Origin of the sequence: Accumulibacter sp. (genome assembly GCF_036625195.1) — a bacterium.
GTDB lineage: Bacteria > Pseudomonadota > Gammaproteobacteria > Burkholderiales > Rhodocyclaceae > Accumulibacter.
In genome coordinates this window covers 2779861-2797303 of the sequence record NZ_JAZKUG010000001.1, presented here as the reverse complement: position 1 = coordinate 2797303, position 17443 = coordinate 2779861, and the positions used below count along the sequence as shown (strand labels likewise).

The following is a 17443-nucleotide window of genomic DNA, read 5'->3' as shown; positions in this document are numbered from 1 at the left end:
ACCCCGCCCTGTGGCGGTCCGACCTGGCAGCGAGGAAAACCCGTGAGATGCGCCATCTGCCGACACGGCGAAACCCGACTCGGTGCCGTGACTGTTCCACTTGAACGCGACGGCATGACGATTGTTTTCCGGAAAGTTCCGGCGCTGGTGTGCGAGAGCTGCGGCGAAGCCTTCCATGATGAAGGCGTTACCGCTTCCTTGCTGAAACAAGCCGAACAGGCAGCGGCGGCGGGCGTGGAAGTCGCCGTGCGGCGCTTTGCGGTGGCCGCATGACCTGACAAAACCTGAGTTTTGCCGCGCCTATCTCGACGGAGAGAAAACCGGGAACCCTTGCCCGGCTGGCGTGGCATTCTGAACCAAGGGCGAAGCGTGAAAGGGGCGCTGAAATGATTGACCCGGAGCAGGAACGGGAGGATTTCATTTCGATCCGTCACTTGGTCGGAATCATTGCAAGCAGCACGGGGAAATCGGAGCAGAGGGCGGCGGCGATGCTAGCCGCTTCGCTCGCGAAAGATCCGGCATGGTCGCGTCTAGCGTTTTACGAATGGCGTCCATCCCATGGGTGCGTAGCGCTTGAAGAGAATGGAAAGCGCGAGAACACAGCCCGTCAGCGCCTCGATAGGTGGGCAGAAAACGGAAGCGATCGACCAGGATTCGAGGATTTCGACGATGACATACCCTTCTGATGTGCTCGACTGCGTTGGCTTCCTTCGCTCTGACGTATGGCCATTGCTGGCGAAGGCAGGGATAGATGGGTCCGTTGTCTTGGCGATCCCGAAGCCCGTGCCCCCGGATTGGCCGGAGTGGAAGCAGGTGATGGCCTTGCTCCCAACGTTATCCGATGCCGAGGCCGCTTCCGCATTTGCCAGTGTTGACCTAGAAGCGAGTGGCTATCGATCAGATGACGAATTCGCTGAGGTCTCCCGGTGGGGAACAGTAATCTGCCGCGCAATCATGGCGGAAGCGCTTCCTGCGAAGGCGGTGAAGTTCGACGAGGACGGTGAGCCCTCGGGGTGGAGCATTGCGCCTGCTGACCTTGCCGCTTGGTGTGTCGCGAACCAGCGGGAGTACCCGCTGCCATCTCGCGGGTCTTTACCGGCGACAGATGCGGGACTCCGCGAGGCACTGGCAACCTGCGACCGAGAGCGCGCGCAGTGGAAGGCGGAAGCAGAGTCCATGGCAGCGGTAGGTGACCGATGCGCAAGTTTGCAGGCTGAGATCGAACGCTTACGCGGAGACCTGCGAACTATGACCGATAAGCAGGCAGCCTCGACTGTCGAACTGACCCAGATGAGATCCGACGCGTTGGCCGGAAAGTCTAGGACCGCGGCATTGAAGATAATCGGCGGCCTGGCGATGAAGGGCTACGGACTGAACATTCACGCCGCGCGGCTGGATGGTATCGGCGATCTAGTCAAAGATCTGCAGACCGCAGGGGGGGACGTGACGGAAAAGACCCTGCGAGTATTCTTGAAAGAGGCGGCAAACGTCATTGAGCCGAAGAAGCAAAGACCTTGAAACGAGCCTGAAACCCTTATGAATCATGGACACATTCGGTAAATACCGAACCAGCCATCGGTATTTACCACTTCCCCGCTTTCCTTTTCTCTAGCCTTCGCTCCATGAACTGCGCTGTGCGGTTCCCCACTGGAGCGAACCATGACCATTCAGCAAGTCATCGGCAAGACCCGCGAGCTTGTCGATGAAAAGACGGCGGCGAAAATCCTCAACGTGTCGCCTGGCACACTCTCCGTGTGGCGGAGTACGGGCAGGTACAACCTGCCGTTCACCAAGTGCGGTCGATTGGTCCGATACGACAAGGCCGTTCTCGACGCATGGCTTGACGCCCGCACCCGCCAAACCGGCGCGACGGCTTGAGGGGCGCGCAATGACCAGAAACAACAAGGGCCGCGACCGGCTGGCATCCGGCGGGCTCCGGAAGACTGCCGATGGCGACAACCGTAACGAAGGCGACCAGCAAACAGTCTGGTTCAATCCTTCCAAACCTTCCCGCAATCGCCCGCAGAAGCGTCGTTGGCAACGGGGGAGCAAGCGATGAACGCAGCCGAAAAATTTCTGTCCCGCGTCGAACATAAGCAGACGGGTTCGGGACGCTGGCAGTTCAGAGTCCCCACGCGCAAGGACCGGCACATGTCCGGCGCTCTTCGCGAACTGGACGATGGCAGGATACTGATTCACGACTTTGGCGGGGACTCGGCGAGCGAGATCATGAGCGCGGTCGGATTGACGCTCGAAGATCTGTTTCCGGCCCGTGGGCCATATCACGGCAAACCAGAACGGCGACCATTCCCGGCCGCAGACGTCTTGCGTTGCATCGCGTTCGAGGCGCTTGTCGTTGCTGCTGCCGGCGCAGCGCTACTCGCTGGCCACCCGTTCAACGCGACGGATCGTGAGCGGTTGTTACTGGCCGTGTCCAGGATTCAGGCGTCGGTGACGGCGGGAGGGCTGGCATGAGCGCCTACGACCATGCCGCCCTCAAGCGTGGAGCGTCCTTTCTCGATGAGCTTGCCGTGCAGGTCCACGGTACCGCTGTAGAAAGCCGAGGCAAGGTGGCAATCGCGAGTCAGCAGCCGATCGAAGAACAGGTTGTCGACACTGACCCGGAGCCGTTCGACCAAGCCACGCCGCCGACGCCCTGGCCTGCTGACGGTTTGCCGCCGGGCATGGCGGAGGCCGCTCGCGCCATTGCTGAGCATGTGCAGGCACCGGAAGCCTTGGCCGGCATGGCGGTGCTGGGGGCTGTTGCGCACGTGGCGATGCGGCTGGTCGATGCGCAACACCCAAAAAAGGGAACACTGCCCGCCAGCTTGTACATGCTCACGGCGCTGTCGAGCGGCGGACGCAAGTCGGAGTGTTTCAATCTGGCGACAGCGCCCATAGCGAAGTTGGAGCGCGCGGCGCGCGAGGCGCACAAGGCCAAGCTGAAGCGGCTTCAAGCCGAGGCTGCCGCAGCGATGCCAAAGGATCGCGCCAGCATCCTCCAGGAAGCGCCCCCCGATCCGCGCACGATATTCCTGGATACGACGACGCAAAAGGTCGAGCATGAGTTTGTGCACGACTCAGCACCGGCGCTGAGCCTGTCAACGGACGAGGGCGGCACGCTGCTGAGCGGTCATTCCCTGAAATCTGAAACGCGGGCCGCGAGCCTGGGCGCTTTGACCCGGTTGTTCGACGGCACGGGCGTACAGCGCGACCGGATCGGCGATGGACAAAGCGGGTTCAGATTCGGTGTTCGATTCGGACTGTTCCTGAGCGCACAGCCGGTTGTTCTGGCGGACGCTCTGAGCGATCCGCTCATGCGAGGTCAAGGCTTCCTGCCCCGCTTTCTCTACGCAGCACCCGCCAGCTTGGCAGGGACAAGGCTGCTTGATGAGAGAGCGCTGTCTCGAAAAGCCGCCGACGATCGGCGACTGATCGAGTACTGGAAAGCACTTGAGCGCATGTGCAACAGCGAAGTCGTCGTCGATGAGCACCGGGGGCTGTGTCTGCCAACGGTAGGCATGGACTCCGATGCAGTCACGCACTGGCTGGGCTTTTACAACCAGACCGAAATCCAACAGGCTGAGGGGGGCGACTTCGAAACCTTGGGGGCGTTCGCTTCCCGAGCGGGCGAATTGGCGGCACGCGTGTCTGCCGTGTTTGCTGCCTGGCGCTGCTGCAAGCGCGGCTCTGACGTCAAGGATGCCACCGTCACCGGCAGCGACATGCGGTGCGCCGTGGCGCTGGTGCGCTACTCGCTCGCGGAGTGGCGCCGGCACAGCGCTGGCGCTGTGTTGAGCCCTGTCGAGCGTGACGCCCGCGAGCTTCTGGAGTGGCTGCACCGCAAGGGCTGGAAAACGTTCGCGCGAATGAAACTCGGCCAGCACTGCCCGAACGCACTGCGCAAAGACACACGCCGCCGTAATGCCGCCGTCGAGGAACTTCAGCGCCGGCGCTGGTTGCTTGAATCGGACGGTTGCTTCTCCGTGGTGCAGAAAACGGCGGCGCCACCTGCTGTTGCTGTATCTGCTGTTTCTGCTGGCGGACGTGCGAGGGAAGCAGCAGATACAGCAAGAAAAGCAACAGCAATCGACGGCGTAGCTCTCTTACCCGAGGCGTCGCGGCGGATGCCGGAGACTGTCGCCGACGTCGGCGCGACCGTGGCAGCGGTGCTGAGCAGCAGCGCAGCAGTTTCTGAGGAGTTTTTCTGATGGGCGCGCATGACTTACTCGCCGCCATACGAGCGGCCGGGTTGTCACCAACGGTTGTCGAGGGTCGCCTGCGCGTAGCCGGCCCAACGAATGCGCTGGACCAGTTCCGCCCGGCGATCCGGGAGTACCGCGACCGCCTTGTCGTAGAGCTGAACGGCGCTGCCACGGTGGCCGGCGAGCATGGCGCGTCACACACTTCGCTGATCCACTACCCCGACCGCGAGCCGTTGGAGGTGGCGACCTGCCCGCCTGCAACCCGTGCCAAGATTCCGGAGCAGTACCCGGACGCGTTGGCGGCGGACCTCTTCACCCCGAGCTTGCAGCCGCCAGCGTCGTCCCTGACCGGCAACGAGGAACGAGCCGTTCTGCGCTGGCTGGACTTGATCGGCGAGACTGACTCGGCGACGATCGCCGAAGTGCTGACTGCTTGCCGGTGTGACATCGAGGCGCGGCGGTACTTCCTCGAACGGGCAGAATGGCAGCCGAGCAACAAGACCACCTCCGACTGCGCGAGCTGCCGGTTCCGGCGAAGTCCAGGCGGCGTGGTCCGCTACTGTGCCAGCGGGCGAAGCGACTTGCAGCTGGCGTATGGCGCGGGACATCCGCTGCGCCGCTTGCCGGATGACCAAGGGCATTGCTGCAATCAGCACTCTGAGCTGGGTCAGAAAGGAGTCGAATAATGGCCAGCAAGCCGAAGGCAGTGGAAGCCGAGAAATTTCCGAGGAAGACCATCCCCTGCGAGTCGGGGCCTTCCGCCGAGGAGCAAGGGCAGGCCTACGCGAAGCTGCTATCCTCCCCTGCGGTATGCGCGTACCGCGTCATTCTTGCCAACCACCCGAAGGATCTGGCGAAGGAAATTGATGCCCCGACGTTCGTGGCGACCTTGCGCGAGCAAGCGGCGGCGGTGCAAGGCGGCGACATGTCCCATGCCGAGGCGATGCTGATCAATCAGGCGTCGGCGCTGCAGGCTCTGTTCGTTCGGCTCGCCGAGCGGGCGGTGGAGCAAAGCCACATGCCGAACCTTGAAGGCTTCATGCGGCTGGCGCTGCGAGCGCAGTCCCAATGCCGGGCAACGCTGGAAACGCTCGCGGCGATCAAGAACCCGCCGATCGTCTATGCCCGACAGGCGAACGTGACGACCGGGCCGCAGCAAGTCAACAATGGCGTGGCGGCTCCCTCACGCCCGCGGGGAATCGAAGCCGAGCAAACCCAACTATCAGGAGGAACCCATGAGCTACTCGCGGACACCCGAACATCGGGCCATGCGTGCCGAGTTGATCCGGCGCTGGAAACCTTGGGAGAAGTCGACCGGGCCAAAGTCCTTCGAGGGTAAGGCGCGATCTGCCATGCGCGGATTCAAGGGCGGCTGGCGCGGCCGGTTGCGGGAATTAGTCCGTGCGCTGCGGGAGCAGGCCGAAACGTTGAAGCGTATCGGCTAGGAAGTCGGCACTCACGGATACCTATTTGCGCACGCTGCTGATCCACGGCGCTCGGGCGGTGATACGGGTAGCCGAGCGCAAGGCAGGTTATGCGCAAAGCTGGCTGGCGCAGCTGATCGGGCGGCGCAACAAGAACGTGGCTGCCGTGGCCTTGGCGAACAAGAACGCCCGCATCGTCTGGGCGCTACTGGCCCACGAGCGAGACTACCAGCCAGGCTATGAACCGTCGGCGGCATGAACACGGGTTGCCCACAGGCGCTCACTCGCCAGCGTATGGGGCGCGCTCGCGAGCGCCTATGGACAGCCCTGCGATATCGCAGCACCACCGCTTTTTGTAGTTGTAGAGGAATAACCCCCACCGATTGCTCAGGCGATCATGACGTGATGGCAAGGCAGGTAGGACCGTGGTCGATTCAACCTGATAGCAGCCTCGCGCTTCTAGCGCGTCCGACTGATGAGGCATCGATCAGCGAATTACATTAGGGACAGAGGCATCGCCCCGATCAAAGTCCGAATGTATGGCTGCAATCTTTACCCTTCGAACCGTCACCAATTGAATGCTTGGCAAACCCAGGGGCGACCATGTAAGGCTGCTAGTCCCAGTCGCCATCGCCGAAGTCCTCGTAATGGTCGTGGTCGTGGACGAACACGTGCTGTTCGTCCACGGAGAACTGAAGCTCACGGTGCGAGTACTCAATAGATCGGGTGACGAAGAGCTTCGCACTGCCCTTCACGTACTCAACCGGAAAGCATAGTATCTGCTGTGGCTCGCTTTCCGACAACGACGGTGTGAAAAGCGGCAACGTGCCCCAGTTGTACTCGTCAACGTCGACCAACTCAAGGGAACTACGGCCGAACAGGACTATGTTCGCGCCTCCATTGCGCTGCACCGACTGGAAGATCACGCCGTCAAACGCTGGCCGATGCACGTGCGCCAGATATTCGGTCAGTATCTGCGTTATGAGATATTCATCGTTATCCCCCGGTACCACCGGGCGGCTAATAAGTGCATGCAGCTGACGCAGGAATACGGCTCGCTCCCGCTGCTCCGCGTACTTCGAGTCGAAGTAACTGAGTTCGGCGAGCCTGGCGGCTTCGAGCCGCCTGAAGTCGAGAACGCGTAGCGCCTGAGTCGTCCGGAATCCACCGATCAATACCCGTGCCCCAAGTGCCGGGCGCATTTCGGCAAGGCAGGTGTCCGAGTCAAGAGCCCCGTAGAAGACAGCGATTCCGGTCGCGTTCATTCGACCGGCCAGCGCCTTCTCAGCCGGCGGCGCACCCAGTTCACGCGACGGCGTTTCCACGAACACCCTGAGGTCAGAGTCCGAGCGAACCACACGCGCGCGAAGAACATCCGTTCCCGTCGGTAGATCGTTCACCACGAGCAGCCACTGGTCGGTGTCCTTGTCGAAGGACTCCAAGTCAGCGACGCCTTCGAACAGCCGATCGAAGAACGCCCTCGCGCTGTCGCTAAAAAAACGTCGACGATGAGCCAACTCTTCGCAAAGGTAGCTCCATTCGAACATCCAGGCGTGCGGCGTTGCCCTGCGCCGCACGTAGAGCTGGGTGTCGTCGTAGAAGGCTTCCTCGCCGTCACCTGGCCAGTAGTCTTCGGCGTTCATGAGCGCGTTGACGAGCGCGTCCGGATCGTCAACCTCCTGGCCTAGGGCCCTCTGCACTATGTAAGACAGCGAGTCGCCCTCCTGCTCCCAGCCCTCCTCATCGTCGTCGTAGAACTTTCGGACAGTCGGACCAAGCTGGAAATGCTTACGCACGACCGGTTCCAACGCCTTGCCGAGCCGCTCATAGGAGAAGGCGTTGTTGTCCTCTAGACCGCAGGACTCGCAAAGAAGCGGTTCGCCTTCGCCCTCGACTGTCGCGCGCAGCACCTCGTCCTCAATGCACTTGAAGCAGATGGCGTGTTCGGCCATGCGTGAAGTCCTCCTTCCTCTCCGCACTGTACGCCTGTCGACGTGCAGGTGCGAGCCGCGCCTTGGACCGGGCCAACTTCCACGCGCCGGGGCTTCGGTGCAAGTCAACGGGCCTCTAGGGATGTCGGCACCCAACCCGCCGTCGCGAGCAACTGCCGACTCCATCGGCATCGGGACAGATCTGCGGTCGGCGTCGCTGAGCACACCAACCGCGGCGTGGCCATAAGGCGTGACCTCGAGGATGAAGACGTCAGCGTCCGGTGGGGCGCGGGTCGCCCACCTTCGGCAATACCAAGGCGACACGGCGGATGACGCGGATGGCCAAAGCCCGCTACTGAGAATCTTCCCAGACTCACAGAGCAAACCGCGATGCTTTCCTCGTCAAGCGTCCGCTCTCCGCCTACGCGACTGAGCGCACCAAGTCGTGAGTTCCAGCTTCCTCGCGGCGGAAGGAAAGGAGATCAGACGCCACGTGCGCAAGTGTCAGCCTTGTCCAACCTGGTGTGAGCCTGAGCGAGGCGCGTGTTTCCACTCAGGAATGGGCCTGAGCGAAGGAAATTGGCAGTTGAATTGAGGTGTGGGTTGATCATCGTAAAGATCGTGATCGACATGAACGAAGCACGGCTGACGACGATTGAGCAGCTCAATCGAGTTTTCGGCGGCAGGCGATGACGGTGAACGGTATGCGCACATCAGGCGCGTGCTGAAGTGCCTCGACGACCCCGGTGGCAGCGTAACCGCTTGGCCGAGCTTCCCTTGGACCAACGCGACGGCGCGCCTGTTGCACCATTCGCACACAAGCACGTGGCGCGGAACCTCCTGTCCTTTACCAACATCAGAAGTCGGCGTGATTGTGTCCCACCTCGACTGATCCCCCTTTGTCCACCGCTATCCGTGAGGTACAGTTCAGGTTCTGTGCCACTCGGCATCGAGACGCAAACCTGATCGCTCATGGCCCTCAAGAAATCCGAGCTCTACTCCTCCCTCTGGCAAAGCTGCGACGAGCTGCGCGGCGGCATGGATGCCAGCCAGTACAAGGACTATGTGCTGGTGCTGCTGTTCGTCAAGTACATCAGCGACAAGTACGCCGGCCAGTTCTTTGCTCCGATCACGATCCCGCCCGGCGCCAGCTTTGCCGACATGGTGGCGCTCAAGGGCAAGAGCGACATCGGCGACCAGATCAACAAGAAGATCCTCGCCCCGCTGGCCGCGGCCAACAAGCTCTCCGACATGCCGGACTTCGCCGACGCCACCAAGCTCGGCAGCGGCAAGGAGCAGGTGGACCGGCTCACCAACCTGATCGCCATCTTCGAGAACCCGGCGCTCGACTTCTCGAAGAACCGCGCCGACGGCGACGACATCCTCGGCGACGCCTACGAGTACCTGATGCGGCACTTCGCCACCGAGAGTGGCAAGAGCAAAGGCCAGTTCTATACGCCAGCCGAGGTCAGCCGCGTGATGGCCAGCATCCTGGGCATCGCCCGCGCCGAGACCACCAGCGCCACCACGGTCTACGACCCCACCTGCGGCTCGGGCTCGCTGCTGCTGAAGGTGGGCGACGCGGCCCGCTCCAAGGTCACGCTCTACGGGCAGGAGAAGGACTCCGCCACCGCCGGCTTGGCGCGCATGAACATGATCCTGCACGACAACCCGACGGCGCTGGTGATGCAGGGCAACACGCTGGCCAACCCGCTGTTCACCGACGCCGCCGGCCAGCTCAAGACCTTCGACTACGTCGTCGCCAATCCGCCCTTCAGCGACAAGCGCTGGAGCACCGGCCTCGACCCGGCCAACGACCCGCACGAACGCTTCAAGCACTACGGCACGCCGCCCGCCAAGCAGGGCGACTACGCCTACCTGCTGCACATCCTGCGTTCGCTCAAGAGCACCGGCCGGGGCGCCTGCATCCTGCCGCACGGCGTTCTGTTCCGCGGCAATGCCGAGGGCGTGATCCGCCGCAACCTCGTCCAGCGCGGCTACATCGCCGGCATCATCGGCCTGCCGGCCAACCTGTTCTACGGCACCGGCATCCCCGCCTGCATCGTCGTGCTTGACAAGGCTCAGGCCCCGGCCCGCGCCGACGCGTCGTCAGCCGGCAGCGGCATCTTCATGATCGACGCCAGCAAGGGCTTCCGCAAGGACGGCCCGAAGAACCGCCTGCGCGAGCAGGACATCCACCGCATCGTCGACACCTTCACCCGTCAGGTGGACATTCCGGGCTACGCGCGCCGCGTGCCGCTGGCCGAGATCAGCGACCCGAGGAACGAGTTCAACCTCAACCTGCCGCGCTACATCGACAGCACCGAGCCCGAGGACCTGCAGGACATCCACGCCCACCTGCGCGGCGGCATCCCCGACCGCGACCTCGATGCGCTGGCCCCTTACTGGCAGGTCTTCCCCGCCGTGCGCACCGCGCTGTTCGAACTGGCCGACCGCCCCGGCTACAGCCGGCTCCGTGTCGCACCCGCCGAGATCAAGCCGACGATCTTCGGCCACGCGGAGTTCACCGCCTTCATCGCGGCCGCCAACGAGCTGTTCGCGCAGTGGAAGGCGGCCAACACGCCGCACCTGCGCGGCTTTGCGCAGGACGGCCACCCCAAGGCCCTGATCGGCACCATCGCCGAGGCGTTGCTCCAAGCCTTCGATCACGCCCCACTGATCGACGCCTACGACGTCTACCAGCACCTGATGGACTACTGGGGCGAGACGATGCAGGACGACTGCTACCTCATCGCCGCCGACGGCTGGCTGGCGGCCGCCCAGCCCCGGCTGATCGTCGAAGACAAGGCCAGCAAGACCAAGACCCGGCCCGACTTCGCCGTGGGCAGGAAGAAGTACGCCGCCGAGCTGATCCCGCCCGCGCTCGTCATCGCCCGCTACTACGCGAAGGAGCAGGCCGCCATCGAGGCGCTGGAGGCGCAGGCCGCCACCCTGGCGCAGCAGATGGAAGAGATGGCCGAGGAACACGGCGGCGAAGGTGGCCTGCTGGACGAAGCGAAGAACGACAAGGACAAGCTCACCAAGGCGAGTGTGACCGCCCAATTTAAGGCGATCGACAAAGCTGACCCGGACACCGCGGACGAGCGCGTGGTGCTGCAGGAATACCTGTCCCTCATCGAGCAGGACACCGAAGTCGGCGCCAAGCTCAAGGCGGCGCAGGACGCGCTGATGGTCAAGGTGGCTGCCAAGTACGGCCAGCTCACAGAGGACGAGATCAAGACCCTCGTCGTGGACGACAAGTGGCTGGCCACGCTGGCTGCTGCCGTGCAGGGCGAGCTGGACCGGGTGTCGCAGACGCTGACTGGACGCATTCGCCAACTGGCCGAACGCTACGCCACCCCGCTGCCGAAGCTCACCGGCGAAGTGGCAGTGCTAGCCAGCCGCGTTGAGGAATACCTCAAGCAGATGGGGGCCGCGTGGTGATTGCGTCTGGACTACAGAGAAGCGAGGCCGGGCCTGTGCCGCGCGATTGGGACGTGGTTGCCCTTGGCGACCACGTGCGAATCACCAGCGGAGCCAGTCCGTCACTGTTCCGCTTTGAGACGAGTGGCGTGCCGTACTTCAAGGTCGAGCAGCTGAATAGCAGCGAGAAGTACTTGGACGCCGCTTCAACGCCGTACCACTTCTCGAAAGGCGCGACAGTTTCAGCAAATAGCGTCGTCTTCGCGAAAAGAGGTGCTGCCATTGCGTTGAACAAGGTTCGCATACTGAGCGAAGCGTCGTACATGGATACGAACCTCATGGCGCTAACGCCAACCGGAAACCTCAACTGCGAGTACCTCTACTACGCACTTGCGCACATCGGGCTGTGGAGGTTCGCCGATACGACATCGGTCCCACAGATCAACAACAAGCACGTCAAGCCGCTTGCCTTCCCGCTGCCAGGGCGAGATGAGCAACGCGCCATCGCGGGAGCGTTGAGCGATGTGGATGCGCTGCTGGGCGCGCTGGACCGGCTCATCGCCAAGAAGCACGACCTCAAACAGGCCGCCATGCAGCAACTCCTCACCGGCCAAACCCGCCTACCCGGCTTCCACGGCGAGTGGGAGATCGCCAGCCTTCAACAACTCGTGATCAGGGCAACGGGGTACTGGGGCGCTCGAGAGCCTGACGCCGATCGCCCGACATCTGCAGAGATCATTCGTGCAGGCGACATCTCGCCAGACGGTGTGCTGACCTCCACTGCATCGCGCTTCTTGTCTGATGCCGAGTTCGCACAGGCGCGGTGCCACTTGGACGATATCGTCATCACAACGAGTGGCAATGGTCTGGGCAAGGTCTGGTGGTGCGATGGTCGACCGAACGTGGCTGCCTCGAACTTCGTGCGGGTGCTCCGGCCTGTCAAGTCAAGAGCCCTTGGCAAGTTCTTGTCCTACGTGCTGAGAAGCGACAAGGCCCTGCGACAGTTGCAGGAACACACCGCTACCAGCGCATATCCCAACCTTCGCCCGACCTTCTTCTCGTCGACCTGGATCGACCTTCCACCACTCCAGGAGCAAGCTGCCATTGCCGAAGTGCTGTCGGATATGGATGCGGACCTGGACTTGCTGAATCGTCGCCGCCACAAGACTCGTGACCTCAAGCAGGCCATGATGCAGGAACTGCTCACCGGCAGGACCCGGCTGGTATGAGCAACACCGCTGCAGCCTACGACGCCCTCTGGGCCGAATGCACCGCGAACAACCGCTTGGTGCCGATGCCGCCGCAGTGGAGCCGGCTCTACGGGATGCTGAAGAACCCGCGCCAGAAGCCCTCGGGAGGCTGGGAGCCGCCCGCGCCGCTGATCCTCGCCGCCTGGCACCACACCACGCCGATCGAGAAGCAACTGCGGTTCAAGGAACACCTCGAATGGGCGCAGCAGCAAGGCCAGCTCGAGCAGATCGGCGCGTTCCTGCGGGCTTTGCCCGAGGACCAGTGGTGCCACTTCGACGAAGTGTGAGATGAGCGGCATCGGCACCCCCGAGCGCGCCACGCAGAACCGCGTGCTCGCCCTGTTCCGCGATGAGCTCGGCTATCGCGCGCTGGGCGACTGGACCGACCGCACCGGCAACAGCAACATCGAGGAGGGCCTGCTCACCGCTTGGTTGAACATGGCCGGCAACACGCCCGACCAGATCAACCGCGCCCTCTACCTGCTGCGCACCGAGGCGGACAACCCCAACCGCAGCCTCTACGACAACAACAAGGCGGTCTACGGCCTGCTGCGCTACGGCGTGCCGGTGAAGATCGAAGCCAGCAAGGCGACCGAGACGGTCAAGCTGATCGACTGGGCGCAGCCGCTGGCCAACGACTTCGCCATCGCCGAGGAGGTGACGCTGCGCGGCGGGCTGGGCGGGCACGAGCGGCGGCCCGACCTGGTGCTGTACGTCAACGGCATCGCGGTGGGCGTGGTCGAGCTGAAGAACAGCCGCACGTCCATCGGCAACGGCATCCGGCAGAACCTGTCGAACCAGACGCCCGAGTTCAACGCCTGGTTCTTCAGCACGGTGCAGTTCGTCTTCGCGGGCAACGATTCCGAGGGGCTGCAGTACGGCACCGTCGGCACGCCGGAGAAGTACTTCCTGAAGTGGGAGGAAGACGAGGCCGACAACCGCCGCTTCAAGCTCGACAAGTACCTGCTGAAGATGTGCGCCAAGGCGCTGCTGGTCGAGCTGATGCACGACTTCGTGCTGTTCGACGGCGGCGTGAAGAAGCTGCCGCGGGTGCACCAGTACTTCGGCATCAAGGCGGCGCAGCAGCACGCATACGCCCGCAAGGGCGGTATCCTCTGGCACACGCAGGGCAGCGGCAAGAGCATCGTGATGGTGCTGCTGGCCAAGTGGATCCTGGAGAACCGGCCGCACGCCCGCGTGGTGATCGTCACCGACCGCGATGAGCTGGACAAGCAGATCGAGGGCGTGTTCACAGAGGCCGGCGAGCCCATCAAGCGCACCAGCAGCGGGCAGGACCTGATGAACCAGCTCGGCCAGGCCAAGCCGCGGCTGCTGTGCTCGCTGATCCACAAGTTCGGGCGCAAGGGAGTCGACGACTTCGACACCTTCATCAAGGAGCTGGCCTCGCAGCCCAGCCCCACCGTGGGCGAGGTGTTCGTCTTCGTCGACGAATGCCACCGCACGCAAAGCGGCAAGCTGCACAAGACGATGAAGGCGCTGATGCCCGGCGCGGTGTTCATCGGCTTCACCGGCACGCCGCTGCTGAAGCAGGACGCGCAGACCAGCCGCGAGGTCTTCGGCGACTACATCCACACCTACAAGTTCAGCGAGGGCGTGGAAGATGGCGTGGTGCTCGACCTGGTGTACGAGGCGCGCGACATCGAGCAGAGCCTGGGCTCGCAGGACAAGATCGATAAATGGTTCGAAGCGAAGACCCGCGGCCTGAACGCCTGGCAGAAGGCGGCGCTGCGCGAGCAATGGGGCACGATGCAGAACGTGCTGAGCTCGCGCTCACGCATGGAGCGCGTGGTCGAAGACATCGTGTTCGACTTCGGCGTCAAGCCACGCCTGGCCAGCCAACGGGGCAACGCGATCCTGGTGGCTTCGAGCATCTACGAGGCGTGCAAGTACTTCGAGCTGTTCCAGAAGACCGCCTTCAAGGGCAAGTGCGCGGTGGTCACCTCGTACAACCCGCTGGCCAAGGACGTGACGCTGGAGGAGACTGGTGCCAACACGCAGACCGACAAGCAGTTCCTCTACGACACCTACACCGCGCTGCTGAAGGGCGTGCAGGCCGAGCCCGGCAAGTCCAAGACCGAGACCTACGAGGACAACGCCAAGAAGCTGTTCAAGGAACAGCCCGCGAACATGAAGCTGCTGGTGGTGGTGGACAAGCTGCTCACCGGCTTCGACGCGCCGAGCTGCACCTACCTCTACATCGACAAGAGCATGCAGGACCACGGCCTGTTCCAGGCCATCTGCCGCGTGAACCGGCTGGACGGTGACGACAAGGCGGTGGGTTACATCGTCGATTACAAGGACTTGTTCAGGAAGCTGGTCAATGACGAGGGAACTGGGGCACTACAGGTTTATACGTCGGAGCTGGACCGCAGTGCGCCCGGCGTCAGCCCCGACGTGCTGCTGCACGACCGGCTGACGAAGGGCCGCGAGCGGCTGGACAACGCGCTGGAAGCCGCGGCGCTGATCTGCGAACCGGTGAAGCCGCCCAAGGGCGAGCTGGAGCACATCCATTATTTCTGCGGCAACGTCGAAATCGCGGCCGACCTGGCTGAACACGAGCCGCAGCGCGTGGCGCTGTACACCGCGACGGTGTCGCTGGTGCGGGCCTACGCCGCAATCGCCGACGACCTGGAAGCAGCGAAGTACAGCGTTGAGGACATCGCCCGCATCAAGAAGGAGGTGCAGCGCTATCTGGAGCTCCGCGAGGTCATCCGGAAAGCCAGCGGCGAGACCATCGACCTCAAGGCCTATGAGGCCGACATGCGGCACCTGATCGACACCTACATCGAAGCGGCCGAGCCGCGGCCTATCTCGACGTTCGGCGACACGCCGCTATTGGAGGTGATCGTGAAGGCGGGCATCGCCAGCGCGGTGGACAGCCTGCCCGGTGGCATCAAGGCCAACAAGGACGCCGTAGCCGAGACGATCGCCAACAACGTGCGCAGCCGAATCCTGCAGGAGCATCTGAACAACCCGGCCTACTACGACCGGATGTCGAAGTTGCTGGAGGAGATCCTCGCCGACCTGCGCGCCCGGCGCCTGAACTACCAGGCGTACCTGCAGCGCATCGCCGACCTGGTCAAGCGCGTGCTGCATGGGCAGGCACCCGACACGCCCGAGGTGCTGCGAACCCGGCCGTGGCTGCGCGCGCTGTACGACAACCTGCTGGCCATGGCCGCGCCTGCTGCCAGTGGAGTTGCAGAGCCACCGCCAGCGGCTTACGGCGCCGGGAACAACCCGGCGCTGGAACTGGCACTGGCCATCGACGAAACCGTGCGACGAGTGCGGCCCGACGACTGGCGGGGACATCAGGCGAAGGAGAACGAAATCAAGCGCGCCCTGCTGCCTTTGCTGCGCAACGATCCTCAGCAGGTCGAGCGCATATTCCTGATCATCAAGGCGCAGCGGGAGTATTGATGGTCACACAGATCGAGCTCGGCGACATCGTTCTCGACGTGGTCAAGAAGGACATCCGGAACATCCACCTGAGCGTCTACCCGCCGACCGGGCGCGTGCGGCTGGTCGTCCCCGAACGGATGAAGCTCGACACGATCCGGCTCTTCGCGATCTCCAAGCTCTCCTGGATCAAGCAGCAGCAGAAGAAGTTGCGCGATCAGGAACGCGAGACCCGGCGCGAATTCATCGACCGCGAGAGTCACTCCGTATGGGGCCGGCGGATGTTGATGAAGCTGATCGAGGCGGATGAGCCAGCAACGGTGCAGCTACGTCACTCCACGCTGCTGGTGAGCGTTCGCCCTGGCACCGATGAGGCGGGTAGAAAAGCGATCGTGGCGAACTGGTATCGCCAGATCCTGAAGACCGAGGTGGCACCTTTGATTGCGACCTGGGGGCCGCGCCTCAAGGTCGAGGTGAGAGGGTTCTACGTGCAGCAAATGAAGACCAAGTGGGGTAGCTGCAATCCGTCGGCTGGCACGATCCGCTTGAACACGGAACTGGCGAAGAAGCCGAAGGAATGCCTTGAGTATGTGGTCGTACACGAAATGCTTCATCTGCTTGAGCCGACCCACAGCGACCGCTTCATGGCACTGCTTGGACTGCACTACCCGACTTGGCGGGAGTCGCGGGCGAAGTTGAACGAGTTGCCGCTGGCAGATTGGCCCAGCGCTTCCTCCACCGAGCTCGACCAACAGATGGGGTAGGTCGTGGCTTCGCACGATCTGTCTTTGTTCGTCAGGCGTCACCGCTATGTTGGCCACGTTGTGTTCTTGAAATAGCCCAGATCAGCCTGAATGCCATTCACCTTCTTGTCGTCCGTTGGATCCCAGGTCGGCAGGTGCAGATAAACGATATCGGACGAATGACTGCGTTTGCCGGCCTTAGGCCGATCAGTGGCGATGCCTACGACGGTCTTGACTCTCGGACATCGTCCACGGACAACGAAGCAGCGAAGGAATAACTCGCGCCCACGAAGCTCGCGGTCGGCCGAGTCGCCCGTCGTGAATACGAATGCTGTTTCGTCGTCGGCCACCACGCACCTGGCGGCAACACGCGCGTGGTCAGACCCCAGGAACTCAAGGAATGCGTCGGCAAGATTCGCCCGGTGCCCGCGTGGCTGGAGTGCCATGGCGACGAGTGCCAGTTCGTTCTGCGTCACCTCACTCCGGAACATGTCGAACATTCCGTTGGTGAGGAGGTCCTCGGCGTAGCTCTCGATCAGGCGGTCCCACGCATACGACGACTCAAGGTCTCGATTGCGAGCCAAATAGTCTGCCTGTTTGATGAGCGCTGCCCAGATCCCGTCTGTGATGATGGCGAGAGCCGGGTGGCCTGTGGCGGGATCGAAGAGACCAAAGTCGGATCCGTTCTGAACATAGAGTGCCAAGAGATCCTCCGCTCCGCCGCCTGCAAACACTGGTCGAACACCACGCTCGAAGATGTTCTCTGCGGCGCTCAGGTAGCGCACGAAGTCTGTGACCGTCGTCAATTCGCTGAATGCCGCCTTCAGACTCTGCTCGTCCAAGAGGTGAACAAAGCCATGTCCGAAGTCTCCCCACTGCAAAGGTACTTCGCCTCGACCTCCGAGAGAGACGGTGATGCGATGAAATTGGCGAGCTTCCTTGGGCGGCAACATGATCTCTCGTCCGTCGCTTCGAAGGACACGGTCGGACATTCGAAGCCAACGCTCGGCGCCCCAGATTTGCTTGACCGACTTATCGATCGCTCCCTTC

General features: G+C 62.9%; 14 protein-coding genes and 1 pseudogene. 13 read left to right on the top strand and 2 right to left on the bottom strand.

Annotation, left to right across the window (positions count from 1 at the left end; all coding sequences use genetic code 11):
* Positions 1-42: 42 nt before the first annotated feature.
* The 8 genes and pseudogenes from V5B60_RS12420 to V5B60_RS12385 form a co-directional block, all read left to right on the top strand.
* The gene (locus tag V5B60_RS12420; RefSeq protein WP_332347292.1) at positions 43-273 is read left to right on the top strand and encodes a type II toxin-antitoxin system MqsA family antitoxin; all 231 of its coding nucleotides are present in this window, start codon (positions 43-45) and stop codon (positions 271-273) included.
* A gap of 300 nt (positions 274-573) precedes the next feature.
* The gene (locus V5B60_RS12415) at positions 574-1518 is read left to right on the top strand and encodes a hypothetical protein (protein ID WP_332347291.1); all 945 of its coding nucleotides are present in this window, start codon (positions 574-576) and stop codon (positions 1516-1518) included.
* Positions 1519-1659: 141 nt separating this feature from the next.
* Entirely contained in the window at positions 1660-1878 is a 219-nt protein-coding gene (locus V5B60_RS12410) for a helix-turn-helix domain-containing protein (RefSeq protein ID WP_332347290.1), read from the top strand.
* A 177-nt stretch (positions 1879-2055) separates the two neighbouring features.
* The gene (locus tag V5B60_RS12405; RefSeq protein WP_332347288.1) at positions 2056-2475 is read left to right on the top strand and encodes a DNA primase; all 420 of its coding nucleotides are present in this window, start codon (positions 2056-2058) and stop codon (positions 2473-2475) included.
* Complete coding sequence (locus V5B60_RS12400) at positions 2472-4211, top strand: DUF3987 domain-containing protein (RefSeq protein ID WP_332347286.1); 1740 nt, start codon at positions 2472-2474, stop codon at positions 4209-4211. Before V5B60_RS12405 ends, V5B60_RS12400 begins: the two co-directional genes overlap by 4 nt.
* A complete protein-coding gene (locus V5B60_RS12395) occupies positions 4211-4891 on the top strand; it encodes a hypothetical protein (RefSeq protein WP_332347284.1) in 681 nt (226 codons plus the stop codon). Before V5B60_RS12400 ends, V5B60_RS12395 begins: the two co-directional genes overlap by 1 nt.
* Complete coding sequence (locus V5B60_RS12390) at positions 4891-5544, top strand: hypothetical protein (RefSeq protein WP_332347283.1); 654 nt, start codon at positions 4891-4893, stop codon at positions 5542-5544. The genes V5B60_RS12395 and V5B60_RS12390 overlap by 1 nt, the downstream gene beginning before the upstream one ends.
* Positions 5545-5666: 122 nt before the next feature.
* Positions 5667-5888, top strand: a pseudogene (locus V5B60_RS12385) (IS110 family transposase); the annotation flags it as partial.
* A gap of 355 nt (positions 5889-6243) precedes the next feature.
* On the opposite strand, the gene V5B60_RS12380 reads toward V5B60_RS12385, so the two are convergent.
* Positions 6244-7581, bottom strand: coding sequence for an RES family NAD+ phosphorylase (locus V5B60_RS12380; RefSeq protein ID WP_332347282.1), 1338 nt, complete (start codon positions 7579-7581; stop codon positions 6244-6246).
* Positions 7582-8532: 951 nt separating this feature from the next.
* On the opposite strand from V5B60_RS12380, the gene V5B60_RS12375 reads away from it, so the two are divergent.
* From V5B60_RS12375 to V5B60_RS12355, 5 genes are read left to right on the top strand one after another with little or no spacing between them, the layout of a single operon-like run.
* Entirely contained in the window at positions 8533-11004 is a 2472-nt protein-coding gene (locus V5B60_RS12375) for a type I restriction-modification system subunit M (protein WP_332347280.1), read from the top strand.
* Entirely contained in the window at positions 10998-12212 is a 1215-nt protein-coding gene (locus tag V5B60_RS12370) for a restriction endonuclease subunit S (protein ID WP_332347279.1), read from the top strand. Before V5B60_RS12375 ends, V5B60_RS12370 begins: the two co-directional genes overlap by 7 nt.
* Positions 12209-12520 (top strand): hypothetical protein, encoded by a 312-nt coding sequence (locus tag V5B60_RS12365; RefSeq protein WP_332347277.1) that lies wholly within the window; start codon positions 12209-12211, stop codon positions 12518-12520. Before V5B60_RS12370 ends, V5B60_RS12365 begins: the two co-directional genes overlap by 4 nt.
* 1 nt (position 12521) lies before the next feature.
* A complete protein-coding gene (locus V5B60_RS12360; RefSeq protein WP_332347276.1) occupies positions 12522-15671 on the top strand; it encodes a type I restriction endonuclease subunit R in 3150 nt (1049 codons plus the stop codon).
* A complete protein-coding gene (locus V5B60_RS12355; protein ID WP_332347275.1) occupies positions 15671-16414 on the top strand; it encodes a M48 family metallopeptidase in 744 nt (247 codons plus the stop codon). The genes V5B60_RS12360 and V5B60_RS12355 overlap by 1 nt, the downstream gene beginning before the upstream one ends.
* Before the next feature lie 44 nt (positions 16415-16458).
* On the opposite strand, the gene V5B60_RS12350 is transcribed toward V5B60_RS12355, so the two are convergent.
* Positions 16459-17346: a hypothetical protein gene (locus tag V5B60_RS12350; RefSeq protein ID WP_332347274.1), complete on the bottom strand. Its 888-nt coding sequence runs from the start codon at positions 17344-17346 to the stop codon at positions 16459-16461.
* Between the last annotated feature and the right edge of the window lie 97 nt (positions 17347-17443).